The sequence below is a fragment of the Amycolatopsis stemonae genome, from assembly GCF_054781455.1.
On the sequence record NZ_BAAGUJ010000018.1, the window covers coordinates 58,120 to 84,307 of the forward strand.

Below are 26,188 nucleotides of genomic sequence, written 5' to 3' on the forward strand. Positions count from 1 at the left end.
CCTGGGCTACCAGCCGATCGAAGCCCGCTGGATCTTCACCGGATGTGCCGGAGCGCCGTCGAGCGGCCCGTTCGGATCGGTGGGAATGATCCCGTCCGCCACCATGTGGTCGATGGCCGACATCCCGCGGACCACGGTCCCCAGCACCGAATACTTGGCCGGGATGTTCGCGAAGGAATGCACGATGAAGAACTCCGACCCGTTGGTCCCGGGCCCCTGGTTCCCCATCGCCACGGTCCCGCGCGGGTAGGTCTCCGAACCGGTCACCTCGTCGGGGAAGGCGTACCCCGGCCCGCCCTTCTCGACCTCGTAGATGTCGCCGCACTGCAGGACACCGAGCCGGGAAGAGTTCGAAAGCCGCCAGCACTGGGACCGGTCGTAGAACCGCTGCGCGATCAGCGAGACCATGTTGTGCACCGCACAAGGCGCCGCGCCCGCGCGGTTCAGCCGGACGGTCACCGGCCCGTAGTTGAACCGGAAGGTGACGTCGACCGTCCCGAGCGTCGACGCGAACGGCAGCGGGCGCACCACCGGACGGGCAGCGGGGTTCGACGGCGTCGGCGTGAACGTGCACCGGACGACCGGAACCGACGCGGATGCCGGCGCCGGAGCGACCAGCAGGGCACCCAGGACACCGACGAGAGCCAGACCCCAGCGCAGCTTCATGCCGGGGACGTTAGCGAAGGACGAACTACTTGCGCCAGGCCGTGCGCTGCTTGCGGATGTCCAGCACGAGCAGCAGCATCAGGAACAGCGAGAGCCCGACGAGCCAGACGTTCTCGGTGTTGTTCTCGTGGTTGCCCTTGAGCATCACGAGCAGGATGATCGCGCTGACCCAGCCGGCGACCCGGGTGGCCTTCGGGAACGTGCCGTGCCAGCCCCAGGCCGCGGACGGCTCGTCGCGCGGGTCGACCTCGGGACGCCGCTTCTCGACCGCCTTGCCTGCCACGATGAACTCCTCAAGACCCGTGAACCTCGGACGCGCTGATGATCCCACACCTCGGGGTGCGCCGCGGACACGCCCCGCGTGGCGCCGGACACCCCGGCGAGGGTTTCCGGAACCAGGCTCGCGCGACGGTGTACCTCCGGGTGCGCCGCGGCGACGCGCCGCGCGACAATGACCCGCGATGACTACCTCGCGAAGCGTTCTCGTGCTCGGGTCCACCGGGTCCATCGGCGTGCAGGCCCTGGACGTCGCGGCCCGCAACCCGCACCTGTTCCGGGTGGCCGGCATCGCCGCGGGCGGCGCCGATCCGGCCAAGCTCGCCGCGCAGGCGCTCGCCCACGGCGTCGAAGCCGTCGCCGTGACCAAGGCCACGGCCGCCGAAGACGTGCAGCTCGCGCTGTACGCCGAAGCGCAGAAGCGCGGCTACTCCCAGGGGGACTTCAAGCTGCCGCGGCTCTTCGCGGGGTCCGACGCCGTCACCGAGCTGATCGACGCCGTCCCCGTCGACACCGTCCTCAACGCCCTGCCGGGCTCCCGCGGCCTCGAGCCGACGCTCAAGGCGCTCGCCACCGGCGCCACCCTCGCGCTCGCGAACAAGGAGTCCCTCATCGCCGGCGGTCCGCTGGTGCTCGCCGCCGCGAAGCCCGGCCAGCTCGTGCCGGTCGACTCCGAGCACTCCGCCATCGCGCAGGCCCTGCGGTCCGGCAAGGAGAACGAGGTCGCGAGGCTCGTCCTCACCGCCTCCGGGGGCCCGTTCCGCGGCCGCAGGCGCGAGGAGCTGGCGGACGTCACCGTCGAGCAGGCGATGGCCCACCCGACCTGGTCGATGGGCCCGCTGATCACGATCAACTCGGCGACCCTGGTCAACAAGGGCCTCGAGCTCATCGAGGCGGCGCTGCTGTTCGGCATCGAGCCGGACCGGATCGACGTCACCGTGCACCCGCAGTCGATCGTTCACTCGATGGTGACCTTCACCGACGGCTCGACGATCGCCCAGGCCAGCCCGCCCGACATGCGGCTGCCGATCGCGCTCGCGCTGCACTGGCCGGACCGGGTGCCCGGCGCCGCGCCCGCCTGCACCTGGGACAAGGCCGCGACCTGGACGTTCGAGCCGCTCGACAACGAGGCCTTCCCCTCGGTCGAGCTGGCCCGGCACTGCGGGACCGTGGGCGGCTGCCTGCCCGCCGTCTACAACGCCGCGAACGAGGAGCTCGTCTCCGCTTTCCTCGCGCAGAACACCCGCTTCACGTCGATAGTGGACACTGTTTCCGAGGTGGTGGGAGCCGCCGACGAGTGGCGTCGCGAACCGCGCGACGTCGAGGACGTTCTCGCCGCCGAGCGCTGGGCTCGCGCGCGGGCCGGTTCGATCATCGAGGGGAAGTAGCGGGTGCTCGCCTACATCATCGGGGTGGTGCTCTTCGCGCTGGGGATCTGCGTCTCCGTCGCGTTGCACGAGGCCGGCCACATGATCACCGCGAAGGCCTTCGGCATGAAGGTCCGCCGGTACTTCGTGGGCTTCGGGCCCACGGTGTTCTCGTGGCGCCGCGGGGAGACCGAATACGGCCTGAAGTGGATCCCGCTCGGCGGGTTCTGCGACATCGCGGGCATGACGGCGCTCGACGAGGTGACGCCGGACGAGGCGCCGCGCGCGATGTGGCGGTTCAAGACCTGGAAGCGCACCGTCGTGATGTCCGCCGGGTCCATCACGCACTTCATCCTCGGCTTCGTCGTGCTCTACCTGATGGCCGTGACGATGGGGCTGCCGAACCTGACCCCCGCCGACACCTCGCCGGTGCTGGCGTCGACGTCGTGTGCGCGGGCGGCGACGACCGAGGAGCAGGCCAAGGCCACCGACTGCCCGCCGGGTGCCGTGCGGCCGGCCGAGGCCGCCGGGCTGCGGGCCGGCGACAAGATCCTCGCCGTCGGCGGCAAGGCGGTCGCGAGCTGGACCGAGATGCTCGCCGCCGTGCAGGCCACCAAGGGCCGCACCGAGTTCGACGTCCAGCGCGGCGACCAGCGGCTCGCGCTCGTCGTCGACGTGCCGCAGGTGCAGCGCTGGACCAGCGCCGGCGTCAAGACGGTCGGCATGATCGGCGCCTCCCCGAAGCAGCCCGCCGTGACCACCCAGTACGGCCCGGTCGCCGCGGTCGGCGCGACGTTCGGCTTCACCGGCACGATGTTCTCCGAGACGGCGCAGCGGCTCGTCGAGTTCCCCCAGCGCATCCCGGCCGTGGTCACCGCGATCTTCGGCGGCGAGCGCGACCCGAACACCCCGGTCAGCGTCGTCGGCGCGAGCCGGATCGGCGGCGAGGCCGTCGAGCAGGGCATCTGGGTGCTGTTCTTCTTCCTGCTGGCCAGCCTCAACTTCTTCATCGGCGTGTTCAACCTGCTGCCGCTGCTCCCGCTCGACGGCGGGCACATCGCGGTGGTCTGGTACGAGCGCGTCCGCGACTGGATCCGGGGCCTGCGCGGCAAGGCGGCGGGCGGTCCCGTCGACTACACGAAGCTGTCCGGGATCACGATGGTGCTGGTGCTCATCGGGGGTGCGGTGACGCTACTCACGGTGACAGCGGACATCGTCAACCCGATTCGTCTGCAGTAGCGCCCCGCCACGGAGGGGTTCCGGCCCCTCCGTGGCGGGTGGCACCGGGCGTAATACTGCTCACCGTGACGGTTGACTTGGTGAAGGTGGCCCGGTCGGGGTAGGTACGCTGGAGGCCGTGACCGTCGCACTCGGTATGCCAGCCCTGCCCCCGCCCGTCCTCTCCGAGCGCCGCAAGACCCGCCAGCTCCAGGTGGGCCCGGTCGGCGTCGGCAGCGACTTCCCGATCTCCGTCCAGTCGATGACGACGACGCTCACCTCCGACGTCAACGCGACCCTGCAGCAGATCGCCGAGCTGACCGCCGCGGGCTGCGACATCGTCCGCGTTGCGTGCCCGTCGGCCGACGACGCCGAGGCGCTGCCCGCGATCGCGAAGAAGTCGCAGATCCCGGTGATCGCGGACATCCACTTCCAGCCGAAGTACGTCTTCGCCGCCATCGAGGCCGGCTGCGCCGCGGTGCGCGTCAACCCGGGCAACATCCGGAAGTTCGACGACCAGGTCAAGGAGATCGCGCAGGCCGCGAAGGACCACGGCACGCCGATCCGGATCGGCGTCAACGCCGGCTCGCTGGACAAGCGGATCATGGACAAGTACGGCAAGGCGACCCCGGAAGCGCTGGCCGAGTCCGCGCTGTGGGAGGCGTCGCTGTTCGCCGAGCACGACTTCCACGACATCAAGATCTCCGTGAAGCACAACGACCCCGTGGTCATGGTGCGTGCGTACGAACTGCTGGCCGAGCAGTGCGACTACCCGCTGCACCTCGGCGTCACCGAGGCGGGCCCGGCGTTCCAGGGCACGATCAAGTCGGCCGTCGCGTTCGGCGCGCTGCTGCGCCAGGGCATCGGCGACACGATCCGCGTCTCGCTGTCCGCGCCGCCGGTCGAAGAGGTCAAGGTCGGCGCGCAGATCCTGCAGTCGCTGAACCTGCGCCCGCGCAAGCTGGAGATCGTGTCGTGCCCGTCGTGCGGGCGCGCGCAGGTGGACGTCTACACCCTCGCCGACCAGGTCACCGCCGGGCTCGAGGGCATGGAGATCCCGCTGCGCGTGGCCGTCATGGGCTGCGTCGTCAACGGCCCGGGCGAGGCCCGCGAGGCCGACCTGGGCGTCGCCTCGGGCAACGGCAAGGGCCAGATCTTCGTCAAGGGCGAGGTCATCAAGACCGTGCCCGAGCACGCGATCGTCGAGACGCTCATCGAAGAGGCCATGCGCATCGCCGAAGAGTCGGGGGAGTCCCTCGGCGAGGGTGCTCCGGTCGTCACCGCTGGCTGAGCTGCTCCCGGACGACGTCCTCGAGGCGTCGTCCGTCGTGGCCAACAACGCGATGAACCGCGACCGGCGGCTGGCCGGTCGTGACGGGTATTCGCGGGTCCTCGGCTTCGACATCCCGGGCCTGCCGCCGGGCGCGCGGTGGCTGGATCTCTGCTGCGGCAGCGGGCGCGCGCTCCTCGACGCGGCGGCGACCCGGCCGGACCTGGACATCACCGGTGTCGACCTGGCCGGGTCCTTCGCGGCGGCCGGGCCCGTGCGGTTCGAGACCGCGTCGATCACGACGTGGGTGCCCGCGGGCCGGTTCGACCTCGTGACCTGCGTGCACGGGTTGCACTACGTCGGCGACAAGCTCGGCGCGCTGCTGCGGGCGGTGTCGTGGCTGAGCGAGGACGGCGTGTTCGTGGCGAACTTCGACGCCGCCGGCGTCCGCCTGCCGGGTGGCGCGCGACGGCTGCTCCCGGCCTTGCGCGCGGCGGGCTTCACCTATGACGCGCGGGCTCGCCGCATCCGTCGTCAGGGCCACTTCACCGGCACGCTGCCGTTCCGCTACCTCGGCGCGGACGACCGGGCCGGCCCGAACTACACCGGCCAGCCCGCCGTCCACTCGTACTACGAATCAGCCCTGTAGGTGGTGCTGGGCGGCGTCCCGGATCTGCAGGCGGACGTTCTCCAGCGCGGCGGCGACCTCGTCGATCTGCTGCGCGGCGAGCTGGATGGAGCCCTGGATCGCGGTCGCGGTCGACGTCTCCCCGAGCAGGCCGAGCACCTGGGCCTGCAGGTCTTCGAGGTCGCTCTTGGTGGCGAGCGCGATGCCGGTGGGCACCTGGTCGGCGAGCAGCTCCAGCTGCTGCGCCTGCTCCTGGATCGTCATCGGGTGTTCCTTCCGCGGTGGGGGACGCACCCTCCGTGTTATCAGAACCGGAACTGTCGGTGGTGACGTTTACGCTGGCATTCGTGACCGTGACCTGGGCTGTTCACGAGCCGCACCCCGTGGTGCGGCCCCTGGTCACGCGCTATGTCGGATACGCGCAGGACGAGGTGACGCTGCCGGTCCACCGCGGCCTGCCGTCCCGGCACGTGACGCTGGTCATCAGCCTGGCCGGGCCGGTCCGGATGGCCGGGCGCAGCCTGCAGGCGCTGGTCGGCGGCCTGCACACGCGCGCGGTCCTGATCCGGCAGGACCGCACGCAGGAAGGGCTGCAACTGGAGCTCGACCCGCTGGGCGTGCGCACGCTGTTCGGCGTCACGGCGGCGGAGCTGAGCGGCGAGGTGGCCGATCTGGCCGAGTTCGGCCTGGGCTCGCTGCCGGACCGGCTGCGCTCGGTGCCGACGTGGAGCGAGCGGTTCGCGCTGCTCGACGACGTCTTGGCGGCCCGGGCGGTCTCGCCGGTGGCACCGGCGCCCGAGCTGGGGGAGGCGTGGCGGCGGATGCGCGGCGCCGACGGCCAGGTCCGCGTCGCGGAGTTGGCCGGCGAAGTGGGCTGGAGCCGCCGTCACCTGAGCGAACGGTTCCGCGCGGAGCTGGGCTTGCCCCCGAAGCAGGTGGCGCGGGTGCTGCGGTTCGAGCGCGCCGGGCGGCTGCTGCGCACCGGGCAGACGGACCTGGCGCGCTTGGCCGTCGAGTGCGGGTACTACGACCAGGCGCACCTGACGAACGAGTGGCGCGCGCTGGCCGGGTGCACGCCGGGCACGTGGATCGCCGAGGAGCTCCCGTTCCTCCAAGACGAGGAGGTGGCGGCCGGGCAAAACTCGCCGGTATGACTCCTCAGCCGAACGTCTGGCCCGCCCTGCGCTACGACGACGCCCCGGCGGCGATCCGCTTCCTGGTCGACGTCGTGGGCTTCACCGAGGCGCTGGTGGTGCCCGAAGGCGACCTGATCGCCCACGCCGAGTTGCGCTGGCCCGAGGGTGGCGCCGTGATGCTGGGCAGCGTCCGCCCGCCGGACGGCGTCCACGACGCGATGAAGCCCGGCACGGGCGCGGTGTACGTGGTGTCGGACGAGGTGGACGAAATCCACGAGCGCGCGAAGGCGGCGGGCGCGGAGATCACGGCCGGGCTGACGGATACCGGCTACGGCTCCCACACGTTCAGCCTCCGCGACCCGGAAGGCAACGCCTGGACGTTCGGCACCTACCGAGGCGCTCCCTGATCGCCCCGGCGTCGCGGGTCAGCCCACCGACCGCTCGAACGTGGCCAGCAGGCCCCCACTCCGCCGGGCCCGACCCGGCCCTTCACCTCCGCCGGGGTGATGGCCTTCAGCTGCCACCCGTCGACCCCGTGGTCGTTCAGGAGCTTCTCGGGCTTGCCGCCGATGAGCTTTTCGCGGACTTCGACGACCTTGTCCGTGAACAGCTGCATCGGCCCGATTCCGCCCGCGGACCCTTCATCCCAGCGTGTCGGCGGGCTCGCGTTCCGTTTGCGAGCCGAATCTGGCACCCTGGAGCGCGTGTTGCGGCTTGCAGGTGCACGGCTGCTCGATGATCGGGACTATCCGGCGGTCCGTGCCGCGCTCGCCGCCGACCCGGTGGGCAGCTGCATGGTCAGCGCCCGGGTCGAGGCCGCGGGCCTCGACCCGTGGCGGCTCGGTGGTGAGCTCTGGGCTGCCGACAGCCGACCGGTCCGCGCCGGCCGGCTCCAAGGGCTGTGCTTTTCCGGCCCCAACCTCATCCCGCTCCGCGGCAACGCGCCCGCGTTGCGCTCCTTCGCCGACCGTGCCCTGCGGAGACAGAGAACCTGCTCCTCACTGGTCGGCCCGGCCGAGCAGGTCCTCGGCCTGTGGGACGAGCTCGCCGACGAGTGGGGTCCGGCCCGCGAAGTCCGCGATGACCAGCCGCTGATGGCCCTGGACAGCACCCCGCTCGTCAAGGCCGACCCGCTGGTCCGGCCCGTCCGGCCCGACGAGCTGGAGCGCTACCTGCCCGCGGCCGTCGCGATGTTCATCGAAGAGGTCGGCGTCGACCCGCGCAGCGGCGACGGCGGCGCCAGCTACCGCGCCCGCGTCACCGAGCTGATCGGCGCCGGGCGCGCGTTCGCCCGGTTCGAGAACGGCGAAGTCGTCTTCAAGGCCGAGATCGGCGCCATGTCCGCGACCGTCGGCCAGATCCAGGGGGTCTGGGTGCACCCGGACCGCCGCGGCGACGGCCTGGGCACCGCCGGCACCGCCGCCGTCGTGAACCGGCTCGTGAAAGGCCTCGGCCGCACCGCGAGCCTGTACGTCAACGCGTTCAACACCCCCGCCCTCGCGGCCTACCGCAAGATCGGCTTCCAGCAGGTCGGCCAGTACGCGACGGTGCTCTTCTAGCCACTCTTCCGTGGCGGCGTTTCGAGGCCGTCGCAGCGCGCTGACCAGGCATTATCTCGCCATGAGTGCACGTCGGCGCCGTGGTGCGCTCGCGGTGCTGCTGCTCGCCGCCGCGACCACGGCCGGGTGCTCGGGCGACAGCCCCGAGGACGCCCTCTCGGCCTTCCTCGACGCCTTCGCGTCCGGGGACATCGCCGCCGCGGCGGCGAACACCGACTCGCCGGACGCCGCCAAGACCGTGTTGTCCCAGGTCCGCGGCGTGCTCGAACCCGAGTCGCTGGACGTCGACGACGAAGCGGTGAAGGAGCCGGCCGACGGCGACACCGTCACGGCCGGCTACCAGCTCACCTGGCACCTGCCGCACGGCCGCACCTGGAGCTACCGCGCCGACGCCCAGCTGCGCGCGGCCGAGAACGGCTGGCAGGTGCACTGGCAGCCGACGGTCGTGCACCCGCAGCTGGCCGTCGGCCAGACCCTCGGCCTGGTGCCGCAGCCGCCCGAGACCGCGCCGGTCCTCGACCGCGACGGCGTGCCGCTGATGCGCCCGCAGACCGTGGTCGGCGTGGTCGTCGACCCGCAGAAGACCGGCAACGCGACCGCGGTCGCCGGGTCGCTCGCCAAGGCGCTGCACCGGTACGAGCCGTCGGTCACCGGCCGCTCGGTGCTCGACGGGATGAGCAAGACCAAGCCCGGCGACGCCTACTCGGTGATCACCCTGCGGGCCGGGGACTACCAGCGCGTCAAGCCGGTGATCTACGACCTGCCCGGCGTCCGGTTCGCCAGCCAGGAGCGGCTGCTGCCGGTCGCGCGCGGCTCCGGGCAGCAGGTCCTCCCCGGCATCCGCGCCCTGGTCGAGCAGCAGCTGGCCGGGGCGGCGGGCTGGCGGATCGTCACCCGGGACGTCACCGGCGGCGAGGTTTCGGAGCTGCGGGCCGAGCCGCCGCGGCCGTCGCCCGCGGTCACCAGCACGCTCAGCGCGAAGATCCAGGACGCCGCCGAGAAGGCGCTGGACACCGAGCAGTACCCGGCGGCTCTGGTGGCGATCCAGCCCTCGAGCGGCGACATCCTCGCCGTGGCGCAGAACCAGGCCGCCGACGACGAAGGCTCGCTGGCCCTGGCCGGCCGCTTCCCGCCGGGGTCGACGTTCAAGATCGTCACGGCGGCGGCCGCGCTGGCGACCGGGGACGTCGACGCCGGCAGCCCGGTCGACTGCCCCGGCACCACGACGGTCGAGAACCGCGTGATCCCCAACGAAGGCCGGTTCGACCTCGGGCGCGTCCCCCTGAAGACGGCGTTCGCCCGCTCGTGCAACACGACCTTCGCCCGGCTCGCCGCGGGGCTCCCGGCGTCGGCGCTCACCGACGCCGCGCGCTCGTTCGGGATCGGCGCCGACTTCGTCGTCCCCGGCCTGACCACGGTCACCGGGGCCGTCCCGGCCAGCGACTCGGCCGTCCAGCGCGCGGAGAACGGCTTCGGCCAGGGCACGGTGGTGACCAGCCCGTTCGGCATGGCGCTGGCGGCGGCGACCGTGCAGGCCGGGAAGGTGCCGACGCCGTCGCTGGTCAAGGGGATGCCCGCGGCCACGAACAACGTCGGTGACGCGCCGTCGGACGACGTCCTCGGCGCGCTGCGCGACATGATGCGCGAGGTCGTCACGTCGGGCACCGCGACCGGGCTGCGGGACATCCCCGACGTCGCGGGCAAGACGGGGACCGCCCAGTTCGGCGACGGCTCCCGCTCGCACGGCTGGTTCGTCGGCTACCGGGGTGACCTGGCGTTCGCCGTGCTGCTGACCGAAGCGGGCTCGTCCAAACCGGCGGTGCAGGCCGCCCACCGGTTCCTGGCGGCGGTCGGCTGACCCGGCCGTCGTAAGGTGGAGGCATGTCCGTTCGTGCCCCGCTCGTTCCCGGCGTCCAGACGCCGCGCCGTGACGTCCCCAGTTCGATCGCCCGTCCCGAGTACGTGGACAAGCCGGCGCCGAAGCGGGACACCGGAAGCGGCGTGCGCACGCCCGAGGTGATCGAGGCGATGCGGGTCGCGAGCCGGATCGCGGCACAGGCCCTGGAGGAGGGCGGCAAGGCCGTCAAGCCGGGCGCCACCACCGACGACATCGACAAGGTGGTGCACGAGTTCCTGCTCGACCACCACGCCTACCCCTCGACGCTGGGCTACCGCCGGTTCCCGAAGTCGTGCTGCACCTCGCTCAACGAGGTGATCTGCCACGGCATCCCGGACTCGACGGTGATCGAGGACGGCGACATCTGCAACATCGACGTCACCGCCTACATCGGCGGCGTGCACGGCGACACGAACGCGACGTTCCTGGCCGGCGACGTCTCGGAGGAGGCCCGCCTGCTGGTGGAGCGCACCCGCGAGGCGACGCTGCGGGCGATCAAGGCGGTCCGGCCGGGCCGTCAGCTCAACGTCATCGGCCGGGTCATCGAGTCCTACGCCAAGCGCTTCGGCTACGGCGTGGTCCGCGACTTCACCGGCCACGGCGTCGGCCCGGCGTTCCACACGCCGCCGACGGTGCTGCACTACGAGGAGCCCTCGGTGGAGACGGTGATCGAGGAGGGCATGACCTTCACGATCGAGCCGATGATCACCCTGGGCACCATCGACTACGACATCTGGCCGGACGACTGGACCGTCACCACGAAGGACAAGAAGTGGACGGCCCAGTTCGAGCACACCCTCGTGGTGACCGCGGACGGCAGCGAAATCCTCACCCTCCCCTGACCCCCACGGCGTGTCGACCCCGCAATCACGCGTGTCGACCCCCGGATCACCGGGGCCGCCGGCGGACCGGCCGGGCTCCGGTGATGGAGGAGCCGACACGCGTGACTGGGAGGTCGATACGCGTGACTGGAGGGTCGACACGCGTGATCAGAGCGACGACACGGCCTCAGTGGCTCGTGGCTCGCTTGTAGCAGCGCACCGAGAGCGGCACGAAGACCACCAGCAGCACCACGATCCACAGCACCGAAGCCAGCACGGCGTGCTGCATCGGCCAGACGTCGTGCACGGGCATCGTGGCGCTCGTGTTGCCGAACAGCTCCCGCGCCGCCTGCGTGATCGCCGAGACCGGGTTCCAGTCCGCGACCACACGCAACGGCGTGGGCAGCCGGGCGCTGTCGACGAACGTGTTGGCCAGGAACGTCAGCGGGAAGATGGCCACGCTCGCGACGTTGTTGAACACCTCGGGCTTGCGCACGGCCAGGCCGAGCGTCCCCATCACCCACGACAGCGCGTACGCGAAGGCCAGCAGCAGGAGCACGCCGCCCAAAGCCTCGAAGACGCCGGTGTGGATGCGCCAGCCGACCAGCAGCCCCACGAGACCCATGATGAGCAGGCTCGTCACGTTGAGGATCAGGTCCGCCGTGGTCCGCCCGACCAGCACCGCGGCCGGGGACATCGGCAGTGAGCGGAACCGGTCGATGATGCCCTTCTGGAGGTCGTCGGTCAGCCCGTAGCCGGTGACGATGCTGCCCATCGCCACGGCCAGGGTGAAGATCCCCGGCAGCATGAACTCCCGGTACGACATGCCGGGGATGTCGATCACGCTGCCGAACACGAACCCGAACAGCAGCACGAACATCACGGGCATGAACACGATCGACCCGAGCAGGTCCATCGAGCGCAGGATCTTGATCGAGTTGCGCTTGGCGACGGTGACACCGTCGGTCACGGCCAGCTGTACCGCGTTCATCACACGGCCTCCTTCACGTCGTGTCCGGTCAGGGAAAGGAAAACGTCGTCGAGGGTGGGGCGGCGGACCCCGACGTCGCGGACGTCGACGCCGTCGGCGGCCAGCAGCGCCAGTGCCTCGGTAAGCGCTTTCGCGCCGTGGGTCACGGGCACGGTGAGCCGGAAGCCCTCGGCCTGCGGTTCGCCGTTGGCCAGGCGGGCGAGGGCCCGCTGCGCGAACCCGACGTCGGCGTGGGAGCCGACGGTCAGCTCGATCCGCTCGCCGCCGACCAGGTCCTTGAGCTCGTCGGCGGTGCCGCGGGCGATGACGCGCCCGTGGTCGACGACGGCGATGCTGTCGGCCAGCCGGTCGGCCTCTTCCAGGTACTGCGTGGTGAGCAGCAGCGTGGTGCCGCCCGCGACGAGCTCGGTGATGACGTCCCACAACTCGGTGCGGGCCCGCGGGTCGAGCCCGGTCGTGGGCTCGTCGAGGAACAGCACCGGCGGGTTCGCGACGAGCGCGCCGGCCAGGTCGAGCCGGCGCCGCATGCCGCCGGAGTAGCCCTTGACCGGGCGGTCGGCGGCGTCGGCGAGGCTGAACCGGGCCAGCAGCTCCCGGCCGCGCGCCTTGGCCCGCTTGGTGCCCAGGTGGTAGAGCCGCCCGACCATCTCGAGGTTCTCGGCGCCGGTCAGCTCCTGGTCAACGGCGGCGTACTGCCCCGACGCGCCGATGCGCGAACGCAGCTCGTGCGCGTCCCGCACGACGTCCAGCCCGGCGACGGTCGCTCTCCCCGCGTCCGGTTTCTGCAGCGTCGTGAGGATCTGGACGGTCGTGGTCTTGCCGGCCCCGTTCGGCCCGAGCACGCCGAGCACCGTCCCCTCGGGCACCCGCAGGTCCATCCCGTCGAGCGCGGTGACCTTCCCGTACTTCTTGACCAGTCCTTCGGCCACGATGGCGTCTGGCATGGATTTCCCCTTTTCCGTGTGGAGTTTCAGGCGCGCCGGATGACGATGTCGCCGGTGTAGGTGTGGGCCTTGACCTCGACCGTCTCGGTGCTGCCGCCGGGTCCCTCGGAGGCGGTGAGCGAGTTGAGGACGGTGCCGGTCAGCGAGTTGAGCTCGAGCCACGCGGCACTGCCTTCGCGGATGCCGACCTCGATCTCGCCGACGGCCGTTTCGAGGACGACCCGGTCGCGGATGACCTCGTTGACGCGGATGTCGCCCGCCGCGGTCTTGGCGTTGACGCCCGCGTGGGCGAGGCCGACCAGGATGTCGCCGTTGGCGGTGGAGACCCGCAGGTCGCCGGTGACCTCGCCGACGCGGGTCTCGCCGTTGGAGTTCTTCACCACGGCCGAGCCGTCGATCTCGCGGATCCGCAGCTCGCCGGAGCCGGTGCCGACCTCGGCGTGCCCGGTGGCCCGCTCCACGGTGACGTCGCCGGTCGCGGTGGTCGCCTCGACCCGGGCGGCCTCGTCGAGGTGGATGTTGCCGACGGAGGTCTTCACGCGGCTTTCCCCGACGCGGCCGCTGATCCGGACGTCGCCCATGGCGGCCGTGGTCCGGACGCGGGAGCCGGCCGGCAGCTCGACCGTGACGTGCAGGGCGCCGCCCTTGCCCCACAGCCGGGTGGTGTACTTCTGGCCCTTGACCAGCAGCTCGCCGTCGGCGAACTCGACGCGGGTCTTGGCGACCGCCTTGACGTCTTCGGGGTCGCCCGGGTCGGCGGGCTCGACCTCGACGGTGGTTTCGGCGCGCTCGCCGGCGACGATCCGGACGTCGGCGATGCTGACGTCGATCACGGCCGAGATCGGCTCGGGGGTGGCGAAAACGGGCATGGCTGCGCCCTCCTGGGGTGCGTGGGTGGCGTCTCCGCAGGTCGGAGACGTGCGGGTGAGGAACGGGAAGGGCTACTGAACCCAGCCGGTGTACTTCTCGCCGAACACCGACCGGCGTGGCGCCGGACGGCTGCCGGGGCCGAGCGCGGTGCTCGCGGCCCGGACGAGCCAGGCGTTGATCGAGAGCATGTCCCGGTTCGCGGCTTCTTCGACCCGCTGCTTGAGGTGTTCGGGCAGCCGCAGGTTGATCCGCGAGACGGCGCCGTCCTCGGCCTCCGGCGGGGGAGGCGGGGGCTCGTCGGCCGCGGGCTCGGGCGTGGTGGGCAGGGAGACGGCGAACTCGGCTTCACGGCGGCGAAGGCGTACTTCGACGGAGCCGGGGGCGAGGTCGCGGGTGATCTCGTCGGCCGCGGCCGACAGGGCGTCGAGCAGGGTGAGCCGGATCGCCGATTCGAGCGGCGCGGTGAGCCGCTCCGCGAGGGCGACGGCCTCCTCGCCCGCCGCTTCGGCGGCGACCGCGAGCTCCCGGCGGAGTTCGTCCACGAAGGGCGTCAGGTCCATGGCGCTACTGTGGCACCACGGTGGTGCCACGACAACCCTGAATTGGCACCCTTAGGGGTCAAGCTTGGCACAAACGCAGGTCAGGAGCGCTCGATGCGCTCCAGGAGCTCGTCCAGGAACCCGCAGGCCTCGGCGGCGGCCTGCTCCGGGTTGCGTTTGGCGATGGCGTCGGCGAGGCCTTCGTGGCCGATTTCGGGCACGTAGTCGACGCCCGGGGTGATGCTCGACGTCGCCGCGACGCTCGCCGTGATGACCTCGGTCAGGCCCCGGTACAGCTCGGTGAGCAGCTGGTTGTGCCCGGCCCGCACGACGGCCAGGTGGAATTCGGCGTCGGTGTGCGCGAAGTCCTCCCAGCGCTTCTCGCGCTGCTCCTGCTCGCGGCGGGCGAGCAGCGACCACAGCTCGGCGACCTCCTCCTGGGTGCGCGACGTCGCGGCCAGGCGGGCGCCTTCGGCCTCCAGGGTGCGCCGGACCTGCAGGATCTCGCGCAGCTCGTCGCCGCAGAGGCGGCGGATCGCGCCCGACACCTCGCTGGTGGCGCGCACGTACGTGCCGTCGCCCTGGCGGACTTCGAGGATGCCGGTGTGCGCGAGCGCGCGCACGGCTTCGCGGACGGTGTTGCGGCCGACGCCGAGCTGGTCGACGAGCTCGGCTTCGGTCGGGATGCGGTCGCCGATGGGCCATTCGCCCTGCGCGACCGCGGTCCGCAGCTGCTCGATGACCTGGTCGACCAGGCCGGCCCGGCGGGTGGTGGCCAGAGGCACAGGATTATCCCTTCATCCAATCATCCTACGTATGCGATAGTAGCGGTCATGCAGGTCGAACACCGTGAATCCGCCCTCGAACCCGAGCTGGACGGCGCCATCGAGGTCCGGACGCCGGGGGTGGTCGCCGCCGGCGCGCTCCTGGCGGTCGCGGTGGTGCTCACCGCTCTCAACCTGCGCCCGGCCATCACCGGTGTCGGCCCGATGCTCGCCGAAATGCGCGCGGACCTGGGCACGTCGGTGGTCTGGGCGGGCGTGCTCACGACGTTGCCGACGCTCTGCTTCGCCGGTGCCGGGCTGGCCGCGCCGCTGCTCGCGCGCCGGGCCGGGATCGGCGCCGCCATCGCGATCGCGTTGACCGCCCTCGGCGCCGGGCTGGTGCTGCGCGTGCTCGACGGCCCGGCCGTCGTGCTCGGCGGGACGCTCGTCGCCACCGCCGGGATCGCGCTGATCAACGTGCTCATCCCGGTCGTCATCAAGGACTCCTTCCCGGCCCGCATCGGCGTGATGACCGGCGTCTACACCGCGGCGCTGCAGGGCGGCGGCGCGCTCGGGTCCGCCGTGACCCCGCAGCTCGGCGACGCGTTCGGCGGCTGGCGCCCGGCGCTGGGCTCGTGGGCGGTGGTGGCCGTGGTCGCCCTCGTGGCGTGGATTCTCGCAGCCCGCGGCACCGGCCGGGCACCGCGTCACGCCGATGCCGCCGACGCCGGCCGGTCGCTGCTGCGCAACCGGCTCGCCTGGATCGTCACGGTCTTCTTCGGGCTGCAGGCCTTCTACGCCTACGCGGCGATGGGCTGGTTCCCGCAGGTGCTGATGGACGCCGGGGTGCCGCGCGACGAGGCCGGGCTGTTGTTCGGCCTGGTCTCGCTGATCGCCGTGCCGATCAGCCTCGTCGTCGCGCCGATGGCCGCCCGCCAGCGCGGGCAGGGCCGGTGGATCGTCACGCTCGGCGTGTTCGGCTTCGCCGGGACGGCCGGGCTGATGCTGGCCCCGGAGTGGTCGCCGCTGCTGTGGAGCCTGCTGGTCGGGCTCGGGATGAGCGTGTTTTCGCTGGCCCTGACGGTGATCGCGCTGCGCGCCCGGACCGGTGCCGACACCGCGCGGCTGTCCGGCATGGCGCAGGGCTTCGGCTACCTCTTCGCCGCGCTGGGGCCGTTCCTGTTCGGCCTGCTGCACGACGTCGCGGGCGGCTGGCCGGTGCCGCTCGGGATGCTGCTGGCGTTGCTGCTGGTCCAGATGGTGTTCGGCGCGCTGGCCGGCCGCCGCCGGTTCGTCTGATTCTTAACTGTTAACGCCGTTCGTCCCGCCGGCCCGGCTTAAGATCACCGGGTGGCCGTGCCGGCGCCGGACCTGCGGACGTTGCTGCGCGAGGGGCCGTTCGACGCGGCCCTGCGCGCGGCGATCCGTGCTCGCGGGCTGAGCCTCGACCGGCTGCGCGAGCACCTGCGCGCCCGCGGCGTCACGGTGACGACGGCGACGCTGAGCTACTGGCAGTCCGGCCGGAGCCGCCCCGAACGGCGGGATTCGGTGCGCGGGCTGGGGCAGCTCGAGGCCGTTCTCGACGTGCCGGAGGGTTCGCTCGCCGCGCTGCTCGGCCCGCCGCGGGCGCGCCGGTCCGCGCCCGCGGAGATCGGCCGCTTCTGGCCCGACGGGCGGCGCATCGACGCCGCGGTGTCCGATGTGGACACTCGCTGGGACGAGCGGCTGACCCGGCTCAGCCAGCACGACGTCGTCCTCGTCGGCCCCGATCGCGAAGAGCTGGAGATCCGGTCGCGGCAGGTGCTGCGCGCGGAAGCCGACGGCCCGGACCGGTGGGTGGTGATCCTGCACCTCGACGAGCACGACCGGCCGCTGCCGGAACTGCGCGGGCTGCGCGGCTGCCGTCCCGGTCGCCGGGTGCTCCGGCCGGAAGACGGCCTCCTCGTCGTCGAACTGCTCTTCGGCCGGCCGCTCCGGCGTGGCGAAACCGTCCTGACCGAACACACGCTCGTGAATCGCGCGCCGCATCCGGTCGCGACGAACTACGAACGGAAGTTCCGGCTCCCGGTCCGCGAATACGTGCTCGAAATCCGCTTCTCGCCCGGCGCGGTCCCGCCGGTGTGCCGCCGGTTCGCCGAACCCGGCGAGGAAACCGACGTCGTCCCGGAAGCCGATGCGGTGCACGGGGTCGCGCTCAACTTCGGACCCGGCCGGTACGGTTTCGAATGGGACTGGCCCGCCAGTTAACTGTTAAGGACCTGCGGATCTTCAATTCGCTCCGCCGCGCGTTTTACGGTCTGCGCACTCCACTCGCCGATCCGAGGAGAAACCGATGCGCAGAATCGTTTCCGTCGCGAGCGCGGCCGCGCTGGCCGCGCTCGGCTTGGGCCTGACGCCCGCCGAAGCGGCGCCGGACCACCCGGACGCCGAGGTGGCGGGCGTCGCCGCGGCCTTCGGCCTCACCGCGGACCAGGCCCGCGCGCAGCTCACCGCCCAGGACGACGCCCACCGGCTGGCGGCGCACCTGCCCGCGGCGGTGCGCGCGGCTTCGGCCGGCCAGTGGTTCGACGCGGCCGCCGGGAAGCTGACCGTCGCCGTCACCTCGCCGTCCGCTGCCGGACAGGCGCGGGCCGCGGGCGCCGCCGCGAAGGTGGTCGCGCGGAGCCAGGCCGATCTGGACCGCACGGACGCGGCCGTCCGGGACCTGGTCGGCACGGGCGTCCCCGGCGTCTACGGCTGGGGCGTCGACGTGCGGGGCAACGAGGTCGGCGTCGACGTCGACCGGACGAAGTCGACGGCCGCGACCGAGAGCTTCCTTTCCCGCGTGCGGGCTCTCGGCGTCCGGATCACCGAGACGACGTCATCGCCGCGGCAGCAGTCCGGCACTATCCAGACCGGCAACCCGTGGTGGCCGGGCAGCGAGAGCAACTGCTCGGTCGGATTCCCCGTGACGGATTCGAGCGGGGCCAAGCACTTCCTGACCGCGGGGCACTGCACCAACGACCGCGACCAAGCCGCGTACGGCGCTGCGGGGCAGCAGAACAGGATCGGCACGTCGAACGTCGGCGGCACCCACAGCGTCAACGCCCGCGAAGGCGACATGGGTGTCGTCGCGGTGACGGAAGCGGGCTGGAACCTTTCGGCGTCGGTGAACACCTGGGGCCAGCCGGCAGTCACGCTCACCGGCGCGGCCGAAGCGATGGTCGGCGACCGCGTCTGCCACTCCGGCAACACCTCGCACTGGCAGTGCGGCGAGGTCAAGTACACGCACAAGTCCGTCGACTACGGCGGCGGCCTGGTCATCGACGACCTGACCTGGACGACGGCGTGCTCCCTCGGCGGCGACTCCGGTGGCGGCTGGCTGCTCGGCGACAAGGCCACCGGCCTGCACGACGGCGGCCCGTCGCAGTGCGTCGACAACCCGTCCGACGGCGACCTGTCCCTGTTCCAGCCGGTGCTCGAGGCGCTGGCCAAGTGGCAGCTCAGCCTGGTGACGAGCGGCGGCACGACGGCGCCGGGCGCGCCCGGCAACCCGCGGGTGACCGGCACGACCGCGACCAGCGTCTCGCTCGCCTGGGACGCGCCGACGGGCGACGTCACCGCGTACGACGTCTACAACGGCTCCGCGCCGGCGACGAGCGTCGCGGGCACCAGCTCCACGGTCACCGGGCTTTCGCCGAACACGGCGTACACGTTCACGATCAAGGCGCGCGACGCCGCGGGCAACACCTCGCCGGCGAGCGCCGCGGTCTCGGCCCGGACCCAGGCCGGGGGTGGAAGCCGGACACTGACCAACGACACGGACTACGCGATCCGCGACTACCAGCAGGTGTTCAGCCCGATCGCCTCGACGCTCACCGGCCAGGCGGCGACGTCGCTGTCGGTCGCGGTGACGATCCGCCACACGTGCGCCGAAGACCTCGGCGTCACCCTGCTCGACCCGCGCGGGGTTGCGTACGCGCTGAAGTACAGCGGCGGCAGCACGTGCACGCCGTGGAACGGCGCCCGCACGTTCACGGTCCCGGGCGTCGCCTCCCCGGCCGCGGGCAAGTGGCAGCTGCGCGTCACCGACTACGGCCCCGGCGACACCGGCACCCTCGACACCTGGTCCCTCACCCTCTGAACGCCATGAGGGGCACCTTCGCGGTGAAGGTGCCCCTCATGGCCTTGCGTCAGTCCAGGGGCAGGTTGAGCAGGGCGTTCTCGACCAGCTCCGGCATGGCCGGGTGGATCCAGTACTGGCCGCGCGCCATCGAACGCGCGTCCAGGCCGAAACTCATCGCCTGGATCAGCGGCTGGATCACCGACGACGCCTGCGGCCCGATGATGTGCGCGCCCAGCAGCTGCCCGGTCGCCGGGTCGGCCAGCAGCTTCGCGAAGCCCGTCGTGTCCTCCATCGCCCAGCCGTAGGCGATCCCGGCGTAGTCCTGCTTCGAGACCACATAGGACACGCCGAGGTCGCGCGCCTTCTGCTCGGTGAGCCCGACGGAGGCGACCTGCGGGTGGGTGAACACCGCGTGCGGCACGAACCGGTGGTCGGCGGTGATCCGCTCGTCCGGGTGCAGCAGGTTGTGCTGCACCACGCGGGATTCGTGGTTCGCGACGTGCTTCAGCTCGTGCGGCGAGGAGAGGTCGCCGAGGGCGTAGATCCCCTCGACCGCGGTCTCCTGGTAGTCGTCGACCACGACGTGCCCACTGTCCATTGTGGTCACTCCGGTGGCGGCGACGTCGAGCAGGTCCGAGTTCGGCTTCCGGCCGGTGGCGATCAGCAGCAGGTCGCCTTCGACGGTCTCGGCGCCCTGCGGGCCTTCGAGGTCCAGGGCCACGCCGGTGTCGGTCTTGCGCGCCCGGACGGTCTTGCGGTCCAGGCGGACGTCGAAGCGCTCGGCGGCCAGTTCGGTGAAGCGCTCGCTGACGTCTTCGTCCTCCGAACGCAGCAGCCGTCCCGAGCGGTTGACCAGCGTGACCCGCACGCCGAACGACGCGAAGACGTGCGCGAACTCGGCCGCGATGTACCCGCCGCCGAGGATGACGATGCGCTCGGGCAGCTCGTCGAGCCGCATGACCGTGTCGGAGGTGTGGTAGCCGACGGTGTCCAGGCCGGGGATCTCGGGGATGACCGGCCGCCCGCCCGCGGCGAGCACGAACTTGTCGGCCGTCAGCACCTCGTCGGGACGCCCGTCGGCGAAGCTGACCCGCAGCTCCTTGTGCCCGGTGAACGTGCCGGTGCCCTCGTAGACGTCGACGTTCGCGTTGTCCTCGTGGCTGCGGCGGTACTCCGCGCCCCCGGCGGCGATCGGGTCGATCCGGCCGAAGATCCGGTCGCGGATGTCGCGCCAGCGGACACCCTTCAGCTCTTCGTCGACGCCGTACTTCGCGCTGTGCGAAGGCGTGTACGCGACATCGGCGGCATACACGAACATCTTCGTCGGGATGCAGCCGACGTTCAGGCAAGTGCCGCCGAAGGTGCCCTTCTCCACGATCGCCGTCTTCTTGTCGGCGAAACCGGGGCCGAGGATCGAGTTCCCCGATCCCGTCCCGATGATCACCAGGTCGTAGTGGGGCACTGCATCCTCCGGGGTCCGTTCGGTCGGTTCACCCTAGCCAACCAGGCTCGGAAAGCCGATGTTCCCCGTTGTGCTTAACGTCGTATTACGTGGTCAGTGGCCGGTCGCGGTGAAGTGCATCCGGTCGGTCGGGTCGTGCCAGGCGCCGCCCCAGCTCCACCCGGCCGCCGCGAACGCGCGCACGGTCGCGTCGCCGGCCAGCACCATCCCCGGCCGGCGGTCCGCGCGGTCGACGTAGGCCGAGGCCAGCTCGGGCAGCACGAGGTCGCCCTGGGTGTAGGGGTTGCAGAACGGGTTGACGTCGACCGCGAGCCCGTAGGCGTGCGCCGACCAGTTCGTCTGCCCGCGGGCGGGGCGGCAGACGAACGCGCTGGTGTCGTTGCCGTCGCCGGTCGGCGGCGCGGTGAGCTCCGCCGGGCTGGTGATGCGCATCTCCTCGAGCGGGAAGCGCGCCGCGAAGAGCTGCCCGAACACCCGGGTGATCCCGGCGGCGCCGGACGCGTTCACCAGCAGCTCGCCGGTGTGCGCGCGGCCGTCGAACCCCCAGAACGACATCGTCAGGTAGCGCAGGTCGGTGGAGTTGACCGGGCAGGCGGCCTGCCAGGTGCTGCGCGCGAGGACGTCGGCGGGGACCGCGCTGATCGTCGACGCGTACCGGTCGCCGGCCGGTGGCGGGAGGACGTCTTTTGTCGGAAGTGCCCGGTTCACCAGTTCGGGTGGCGTCGGCTCGATCTCACCGAAGCCGTCCGGGCGCCGGGGGAGGGGGTGGGCACCCACCTGCCAGGTGACGGCGGGCGCGCTCGACGTCGCCGGCGCCGGCGTCGTGACCCCCGTCGTGGGCGTGGTCCGCGGCGGCGCCGGAGCCGCGGACGGCGGTGTCGAGGGCCCTTCCGACGAGCACGAGGCCAGCAGCAGGGTCAGCACCGCCCCGAATGTCGCCGTCGCACTCCGTCGCATCCGGCCAGCTTGGCAGAAGCGGTCGGTGAGCGCGGAGTCCACCCGTTCCAGTGACACCGTTTTGGGCCCCCTCGGATTAGGGTATTGAGCGCACATCGTTCACGCACCGGAGTCATCCGGGTGCCGAGTGCTCTGTCTTCTGCTGTGCCGAATGAGGGGAACGACCCATGTCCGTGAAGTCCCGCCGATCCTTGCTGCTCGCGAGCGGCGCGCTCCTCGCGGTCGCCGCGGTGGCCGTCCCGGTGGTGGTCGGCACGGCTTCGGCGGACCCGGCGTCCGCCAACCAGCCGCGGATCGTGGGCGGTGACAAGGCTTCGCTGGCCGACCACCCGTACGCGGTGTACCTGACCGACTCGGGCGGGAACCAGTTCTGCGGCGCGGTGATCGTCAGCTCCACGGCGGTCGCGACGGCCGCGCACTGCGCCAAGGCCGTGGCCAAGCAGGACATCCGCGTGGTGGCGGGCCGCGAGGACAAGCGCACCGACGACGGTGACGTCCTGAGCGTGTCGAAGGTCTGGGTCAGCAAGGGCTACAACGACCCCACGCAGGGCAACGACATCGCGGTGCTGACCGTCCGCGGCCAGCTCGGCTACCGGCCCGCTCAGCTGCCCAGCAGCGGTGACGCTTCTTCGTACCGCGAAGGCACCCAGGCGACGGTGCTCGGCTGGGGCCGCGTCGCCGACGGCGGCGACCGCTCCGACTACCTGCGCAGCGCCCAGGTGCCGGTCGTGTCGGACAACGCCTGCAAGTCCGACTACGACGTCTACGACCAGAAGTCGATGGTCTGCGCCGGGTACCCGAACGGCGGTGTCGACGCCTGCCAGGGCGACTCGGGCGGCCCGCTCGTCGTGGGTGACACGCTGATCGGCATCGTGTCCTTCGGCGACGGCTGCGGCAAGGCCGGCAAGCCGGGCGTCTACACGCGCGTCTCGGCGTACGTCGACGACATCCAGGACCAGGCGAAGCCGCGCATCTTCTGAGCGTGGTAAGCAGGGGGCATGCCGACCCTGCACGACGCGACCGGGCCCGAGCTGACCGCCGCCCAGCTGCACGACATCCTCCGCCTGCGCGTGGACGTGTTCGTGGTGGAGCAGAAGGCCGCCTACCCGGAGCTCGACGGCCGTGACCTGCTGCCGGACACCCGCCACCTGTGGTTCTCGGACGCCACCGGGGTCACGTCGTACCTGCGGGTGCTGCTCGACCCGGGCGGCGTCCGCCGCATCGGCCGAGTGGTGACGGCGTCCTCCGCGCGCGGCGCCGGCCTGGCGGCCCGCCTGATGGACGCGGCCCTGACGGTCCCGGGCGAATACGTGCTGGACGCGCAAACGTACGTCCAGGGCTTCTACGCACGCTACGGCTTCGTCGCGGAAGGCCAGGAATACACCGACGACGACGGAATCCCGCACATCCGCATGCGCCGCCTCCCGCACTGACGCGTGATGCCCCTTCAATCACGCGTGATACCTCTCTGATCACGCGTGATGCCCGTCCAATCACGCGAGACGTCCGGTGCGGTGTGGCTCAGCCGGTCGCGCCGCGGGGTGCCGTCGCCGTGATCACCTTCACCGCACGGTCCACATCGGACTCCGTGAGGTCGGCCCGCGCGGTCAGCCGCAGCCGGGAAATGCCGTCCGGCACCGACGGCGGCCGGAAGCAGCCGACGCGGATGCCCTGCTCCGCGCACGCCGCCGCCCACGCGACGGCCGTCTCCGCGGACGGTGCCTGGACCGAGATCACCGCCGCGTCCGGCAGGCTCACCGTCAACCCGGCCGCCTTCAACGACATCGCCAGGTTGCCCGCGTTCTCGACGACCTTCTCCGCCAGCCCCGGCTCTTCCTTCAGCGCGTGCAACGCGGCCAACGCGGCCGCGGCACTCGCGGGCGCCAGAGCCGTGTCGAAGATGAAGCTGCGAGCGGTGTCCACGAGGTGCTTGATCACGCGACGCGGCCCCACCACCGCCCCGCCCTGGGCACCGAGCGACTTCGACAGCGTCAACGTCGTGACGACGTCGGGCGCGCCCGACAGCCCGGCCGCGTGGACCGCGCCGCGGCCGCCTTCGCCGAGGACGCCGAAGCCGTGCGCGTCGTCCACCAGCAGCGCCGCGCTGTGCGCACGGCAGATCCCGGCCAGCTCGCCGAGCGGCGCGAGGTCGCCGTCGACCGAGAACACCGAGTCCGTCACCACCAGGGCGCGCGGCTTGCGCCGGGTCGCCAGCGCGTGCTTGATCGCTGACGGCGTCGAGTGCGCGACCGCGGCGACGTCCGCCCGCGAGAGCCGGCAGCCCTCGATCAGCGACGCGTGGATGTACTTGTCCGTGACGATCGCGGCCTCGGCGCCCGACAGCGCCGTCACCGCGCCGAGGTTGGCCGCGAAGCCGGAGGAGAACACCAGCGCCGCCTGCGCGCCGCAGAACCGGGCGAGCTCCAGCTCCAGCTCGGTGTGCAGCTCGGTCGACCCGGTCACCAGCCGTGACCCCGTCGAGCCGGCGCCCCAGCGCAGCGCGGCGGCCGCGGCGGCGCCGGCGACGCGCTTGTCGCGGGCCAGCCCGAGGTAGTCGTTGCCGGCCAGGTCCAGCTCGTCCGCCTGCGCGGGACGCGGCCGCAGCTGCCGCACGAGTCCCGCGTTCGCCCGCTTCTCCGCCTCGGTGTCGAGCCAGTCGAAAACCTCTTCGGGCGGGAGCGTCGGCGGCGTAGTCACGTCCGGCAGTCTCCCATCCGGGCCTCGCGCGACCGTGCAGCAGGGCCCGGAAACGCCGGAAGCCCCGGACCGCGGGGTCCGGGGCTTCCGAAGGACGAGATCAGCTGTCGTAGCCGCGCCGCGGGCCACGGCTCGGGCGGCCGTAGCCACCGCCGTTGCCCGAGCGGGGCTGACGGCCGCGGCCGCCGAAGCCGCCGGGACGGCCTTCGCGGTGACCGTGCCCGTCGCGCGAACCCTGGTAGCCGCGGTCGCCACCGCGCTCGCGGTCGCCGTAGCCACCGCGGTCGCCGTAGCTCCCGCGGTCACGGTCACCGTGGTTGCGGTCGCCGCGGTTGTAGCCGCCACGGTCACCGCCGCGGCCGCCGAAGCCGCGGTCGCCGCGGAAGCCACCGCCGCGACGCGGGTTCTCGCGCCGCCGCTCGACCACCGGCTCGCCGCTGGGCTCCTGGGCACCGGTGATGCGCGACAGCGCGTCGTCACCCGGGCGGACCGTCGTGGACTCGGCGCGCACGCCGGCCCGGTCGGTCATCCGCTTGACCATGCGGCGCTGGTCGTGCGTGACCAGCGTGACGACCACACCGGACGCCCCGGCGCGCGCCGTGCGGCCCGCGCGGTGCAGGTAGTCCTTGTGGTCGGCCGCCGGGTCGACGTGCAGCACCAGCGAGATGTCGTCGACGTGGATGCCGCGCGCGGCGACGTCCGTGGCGACCAGCACCGGGGTGTGGCCTTCCTTGAAGTCGGCCAGGACGCGGTTGCGCTGCCCCTGCGTCTTGCCGCCGTGCAGCGCCGCCGCGTGCACACCCTGCTCGCGCAGCCGCTCGGTGAGGCGGTCGACGTGGTGCTTGGTGCGCACGAACATGATCGTGCGGCCCTCGCGGGCGCCGATCTGCGTGACGACGTCCTGCTTGTCCTGGTGCGACACCTGGAGCACGTGGTGGTCCATCGTGTCGACGCTCGCGGTCGACGGCGCGACCGAGTGCGTCACCGGGTCGGTCAGGTACTGGCGGACCAGGCGGTTGACGTCACCGTCGAGCGTCGCCGAGAACAGCAGCCGCTGCCCGCCCGGCGGAGTGAGGTCGAGGATCTCGCGGACCTGCGGCATGAAGCCCATGTCCGCCATCTGGTCGGCCTCGTCGAGCGCGATGAAGTTGCAGTCACCGAGGTGCGCGGTGCCCTGCCGGACGTGGTCCGACAGCCGGCCCGGGGTGGCGATCAGCAGGTCGACGCCGCGGGACAGCGCGTCCGCCTGGCGGGCGAAGGCCATGCCGCCGACGGCCGTGCGGCACCACAGGCCGAGCGCCTTGGCCAGCGGGGTCAGCGAGTCGGCCACCTGCATGGCCAGCTCGCGGGTCGGGACGAGGATAAGCGCGCGGGGACGCTTCGGGCGCGCCTTGCCGCCGTCGAGCCGGGCCAGCATGGCCAGGCCGAAGGCGAGGGTCTTGCCCGAACCGGTCTGGGCGCGGCCCAGGACGTCGCGGCCGGCCAGCGCGTCCGGGATGGTCGCGGACTGGATCGGGAACGGGGTGGCGATGCCCGCGTCGGCCAGCGCGCGGAGCAGCGGCTCCGGCAGGCCCAGCTGGGCGAAGGTCTTGGTGGCCACGGTCTCGACGGCGTCGTCGCGCAGCATGTCCCCGCCGGCGGCGCGCTGGCGCGGCTTGCGGTCGGGACGGTCCGCGCGCGCGGACGTCGAGGAAGGGCCGGAGTTGAACGTGACGGTCACAAATGCCTCTCGGACGTGGTTCGTCACAAGGAGGCCCGGGCTCCCCGCGCGCAGGCAGGGCAAGATGGTGTGCGATGGGCGTTCACAGGGACGGACCCGGCACACTGTGTCTTGCGCTTGTTCCGACACTGCGCGCCGCTTGGGGGTTACGGATCACCGCGAGCCATTCGGTGGCTTTGGAGGCGACGGACACCAACTACATCCACGCCGCCGGTTGCGGTCTGTATCGATAGTACCTGAGGGGGGCCTGGTCCTCCGCACGGAGGTAACCGGTTGTGGGCGGCGTCGCAGGCGTGTTCCG

The 26,188-nt window shown here is 72.1% G+C and carries 27 protein-coding genes; 14 read left to right on the top strand and 13 right to left on the bottom strand.

Translation table 11 applies throughout. The features are described from left to right. Nucleotides 1–6: 6 nt before the first annotated feature. Nucleotides 7–666: a peptidylprolyl isomerase gene (locus ACYVLJ_RS41020; protein ID WP_460442751.1), complete on the bottom strand. Its 660-nt coding sequence runs from the start codon at nt 664–666 to the stop codon at nt 7–9. A 25-nt stretch (nt 667–691) separates the two neighbouring features. Beyond that, the gene (locus ACYVLJ_RS41025; RefSeq protein WP_460442752.1) at nt 692–949 is read right to left on the bottom strand and encodes a DUF2631 domain-containing protein; all 258 of its coding nucleotides are present in this window, start codon (nt 947–949) and stop codon (nt 692–694) included. A gap of 178 nt (nt 950–1,127) precedes the next feature. Between ACYVLJ_RS41025 and dxr the strand changes: the two genes are divergently transcribed. The 4 genes from dxr to ACYVLJ_RS41045 all read left to right on the top strand — a co-directional run bounded on the left by dxr (nt 1,128) and on the right by ACYVLJ_RS41045 (nt 5,446). Beyond that, the gene (dxr, locus tag ACYVLJ_RS41030) at nt 1,128–2,330 is read left to right on the top strand and encodes a 1-deoxy-D-xylulose-5-phosphate reductoisomerase (RefSeq protein ID WP_460442753.1); all 1,203 of its coding nucleotides are present in this window, start codon (nt 1,128–1,130) and stop codon (nt 2,328–2,330) included. Between the two features lie 3 nt (nt 2,331–2,333). Continuing rightward, nucleotides 2,334–3,548, top strand: coding sequence for a M50 family metallopeptidase (locus ACYVLJ_RS41035; protein WP_460442754.1), 1,215 nt, complete (start codon nt 2,334–2,336; stop codon nt 3,546–3,548). Nucleotides 3,549–3,666: 118 nt separating this feature from the next. Continuing rightward, complete coding sequence (ispG, locus tag ACYVLJ_RS41040; RefSeq protein WP_451974491.1) at nt 3,667–4,818, top strand: flavodoxin-dependent (E)-4-hydroxy-3-methylbut-2-enyl-diphosphate synthase; 1,152 nt, start codon at nt 3,667–3,669, stop codon at nt 4,816–4,818. After that, entirely contained in the window at nt 4,793–5,446 is a 654-nt protein-coding gene (locus ACYVLJ_RS41045; protein ID WP_460442755.1) for a class I SAM-dependent methyltransferase, read from the top strand. Before ispG ends, ACYVLJ_RS41045 begins: the two co-directional genes overlap by 26 nt. Here ACYVLJ_RS41045 and ACYVLJ_RS41050 read toward each other — a convergent pair. Continuing rightward, nucleotides 5,435–5,689, bottom strand: coding sequence for a hypothetical protein (locus ACYVLJ_RS41050; RefSeq protein ID WP_086683462.1), 255 nt, complete (start codon nt 5,687–5,689; stop codon nt 5,435–5,437). The two genes, ACYVLJ_RS41045 and ACYVLJ_RS41050, sit on opposite strands and share 12 nt — an antisense overlap. Nucleotides 5,690–5,772: 83 nt before the next feature. On the opposite strand from ACYVLJ_RS41050, the gene ACYVLJ_RS41055 reads away from it, so the two are divergent. Continuing rightward, nucleotides 5,773–6,579 (top strand): helix-turn-helix domain-containing protein, encoded by an 807-nt coding sequence (locus ACYVLJ_RS41055; RefSeq protein WP_460442756.1) that lies wholly within the window; start codon nt 5,773–5,775, stop codon nt 6,577–6,579. Beyond that, nucleotides 6,576–6,968, top strand: a complete 393-nt coding sequence (locus ACYVLJ_RS41060; RefSeq protein WP_460442757.1) for a VOC family protein — start codon at nt 6,576–6,578, stop codon at nt 6,966–6,968. Before ACYVLJ_RS41055 ends, ACYVLJ_RS41060 begins: the two co-directional genes overlap by 4 nt. Here ACYVLJ_RS41060 and ACYVLJ_RS41065 read toward each other — a convergent pair. Beyond that, nucleotides 6,950–7,177: a DUF4177 domain-containing protein gene (locus ACYVLJ_RS41065; protein WP_460442758.1), complete on the bottom strand. Its 228-nt coding sequence runs from the start codon at nt 7,175–7,177 to the stop codon at nt 6,950–6,952. The two genes, ACYVLJ_RS41060 and ACYVLJ_RS41065, sit on opposite strands and share 19 nt — an antisense overlap. An 88-nt stretch (nt 7,178–7,265) precedes the next feature. Between ACYVLJ_RS41065 and ACYVLJ_RS41070 the strand changes: the two genes are divergently transcribed. The 3 genes from ACYVLJ_RS41070 (at nt 7,266) to map (ending at nt 10,859) form a co-directional block, all read left to right on the top strand. Next, nucleotides 7,266–8,120, top strand: coding sequence for a GNAT family N-acetyltransferase (locus tag ACYVLJ_RS41070; protein WP_451974481.1), 855 nt, complete (start codon nt 7,266–7,268; stop codon nt 8,118–8,120). A gap of 61 nt (nt 8,121–8,181) precedes the next feature. Beyond that, entirely contained in the window at nt 8,182–9,978 is a 1,797-nt protein-coding gene (locus tag ACYVLJ_RS41075) for a penicillin-binding transpeptidase domain-containing protein (RefSeq protein ID WP_451974479.1), read from the top strand. Between the two features lie 23 nt (nt 9,979–10,001). Further along, nucleotides 10,002–10,859, top strand: a complete 858-nt coding sequence (gene map, locus ACYVLJ_RS41080) for a type I methionyl aminopeptidase (RefSeq protein WP_451974477.1) — start codon at nt 10,002–10,004, stop codon at nt 10,857–10,859. A gap of 166 nt (nt 10,860–11,025) precedes the next feature. Here the strand turns inward: map and ACYVLJ_RS41085 are convergent, their stop codons facing one another. From ACYVLJ_RS41085 to ACYVLJ_RS41105, 5 genes are all read right to left on the bottom strand, one after another. Next, nucleotides 11,026–11,829, bottom strand: coding sequence for an ABC transporter permease (locus ACYVLJ_RS41085; protein WP_460442759.1), 804 nt, complete (start codon nt 11,827–11,829; stop codon nt 11,026–11,028). Continuing rightward, nucleotides 11,829–12,773: a DrrA family ABC transporter ATP-binding protein gene (locus ACYVLJ_RS41090; RefSeq protein ID WP_460442760.1), complete on the bottom strand. Its 945-nt coding sequence runs from the start codon at nt 12,771–12,773 to the stop codon at nt 11,829–11,831. The genes ACYVLJ_RS41085 and ACYVLJ_RS41090 overlap by 1 nt, the downstream gene beginning before the upstream one ends. A gap of 26 nt (nt 12,774–12,799) precedes the next feature. Next, entirely contained in the window at nt 12,800–13,642 is an 843-nt protein-coding gene (locus ACYVLJ_RS41095; protein WP_460442761.1) for a DUF4097 family beta strand repeat-containing protein, read from the bottom strand. 72 nt (nt 13,643–13,714) lie between these two features. After that, complete coding sequence (locus tag ACYVLJ_RS41100) at nt 13,715–14,203, bottom strand: hypothetical protein (RefSeq protein WP_460442762.1); 489 nt, start codon at nt 14,201–14,203, stop codon at nt 13,715–13,717. Nucleotides 14,204–14,283: 80 nt separating this feature from the next. Beyond that, nucleotides 14,284–14,967: a FadR/GntR family transcriptional regulator gene (locus ACYVLJ_RS41105; RefSeq protein ID WP_460442763.1), complete on the bottom strand. Its 684-nt coding sequence runs from the start codon at nt 14,965–14,967 to the stop codon at nt 14,284–14,286. A gap of 48 nt (nt 14,968–15,015) precedes the next feature. Here ACYVLJ_RS41105 and ACYVLJ_RS41110 point away from each other — a divergent pair, with 48 nt between their 5' ends. From ACYVLJ_RS41110 to ACYVLJ_RS41120, 3 genes are all read left to right on the top strand, one after another. Continuing rightward, on the top strand, nt 15,016–16,245 hold the full coding sequence (locus ACYVLJ_RS41110; RefSeq protein ID WP_460442764.1) for a CynX/NimT family MFS transporter: 1,230 nt from the start codon (nt 15,016–15,018) through the stop codon (nt 16,243–16,245). 51 nt (nt 16,246–16,296) lie between these two features. Next, on the top strand, nt 16,297–17,193 hold the full coding sequence (locus ACYVLJ_RS41115) for an XRE family transcriptional regulator (RefSeq protein ID WP_460442765.1): 897 nt from the start codon (nt 16,297–16,299) through the stop codon (nt 17,191–17,193). Between the two features lie 85 nt (nt 17,194–17,278). Next, nucleotides 17,279–19,069 carry a fibronectin type III domain-containing protein gene (locus ACYVLJ_RS41120; protein WP_460442766.1) on the top strand — a complete coding sequence of 597 codons (1,791 nt, stop codon included), beginning with the start codon at nt 17,279–17,281 and terminating at the stop codon, nt 19,067–19,069. 49 nt (nt 19,070–19,118) lie between these two features. On the opposite strand, the gene ACYVLJ_RS41125 is transcribed toward ACYVLJ_RS41120, so the two are convergent. Further along, the gene (locus ACYVLJ_RS41125; protein ID WP_460442767.1) at nt 19,119–20,513 is read right to left on the bottom strand and encodes a mycothione reductase; all 1,395 of its coding nucleotides are present in this window, start codon (nt 20,511–20,513) and stop codon (nt 19,119–19,121) included. A 93-nt stretch (nt 20,514–20,606) separates the two neighbouring features. Then, nucleotides 20,607–21,470, bottom strand: coding sequence for a M15 family metallopeptidase (locus ACYVLJ_RS41130; protein WP_460442768.1), 864 nt, complete (start codon nt 21,468–21,470; stop codon nt 20,607–20,609). Nucleotides 21,471–21,637: 167 nt separating this feature from the next. Here ACYVLJ_RS41130 and ACYVLJ_RS41135 point away from each other — a divergent pair, with 167 nt between their 5' ends. Beyond that, nucleotides 21,638–22,450 carry a S1 family peptidase gene (locus ACYVLJ_RS41135; RefSeq protein WP_460442769.1) on the top strand — a complete coding sequence of 271 codons (813 nt, stop codon included), beginning with the start codon at nt 21,638–21,640 and terminating at the stop codon, nt 22,448–22,450. Between the two features lie 18 nt (nt 22,451–22,468). Beyond that, a complete protein-coding gene (locus ACYVLJ_RS41140; protein ID WP_460442770.1) occupies nt 22,469–22,903 on the top strand; it encodes a GNAT family N-acetyltransferase in 435 nt (144 codons plus the stop codon). Nucleotides 22,904–22,991: 88 nt separating this feature from the next. On the opposite strand, the gene ACYVLJ_RS41145 is transcribed toward ACYVLJ_RS41140, so the two are convergent. Continuing rightward, nucleotides 22,992–24,167 carry an 8-amino-7-oxononanoate synthase gene (locus ACYVLJ_RS41145; RefSeq protein ID WP_451974451.1) on the bottom strand — a complete coding sequence of 392 codons (1,176 nt, stop codon included), beginning with the start codon at nt 24,165–24,167 and terminating at the stop codon, nt 22,992–22,994. Between the two features lie 100 nt (nt 24,168–24,267). After that, entirely contained in the window at nt 24,268–25,887 is a 1,620-nt protein-coding gene (locus ACYVLJ_RS41150) for a DEAD/DEAH box helicase (protein WP_451974449.1), read from the bottom strand. Nucleotides 25,888–26,188 lie beyond the last annotated feature (301 nt).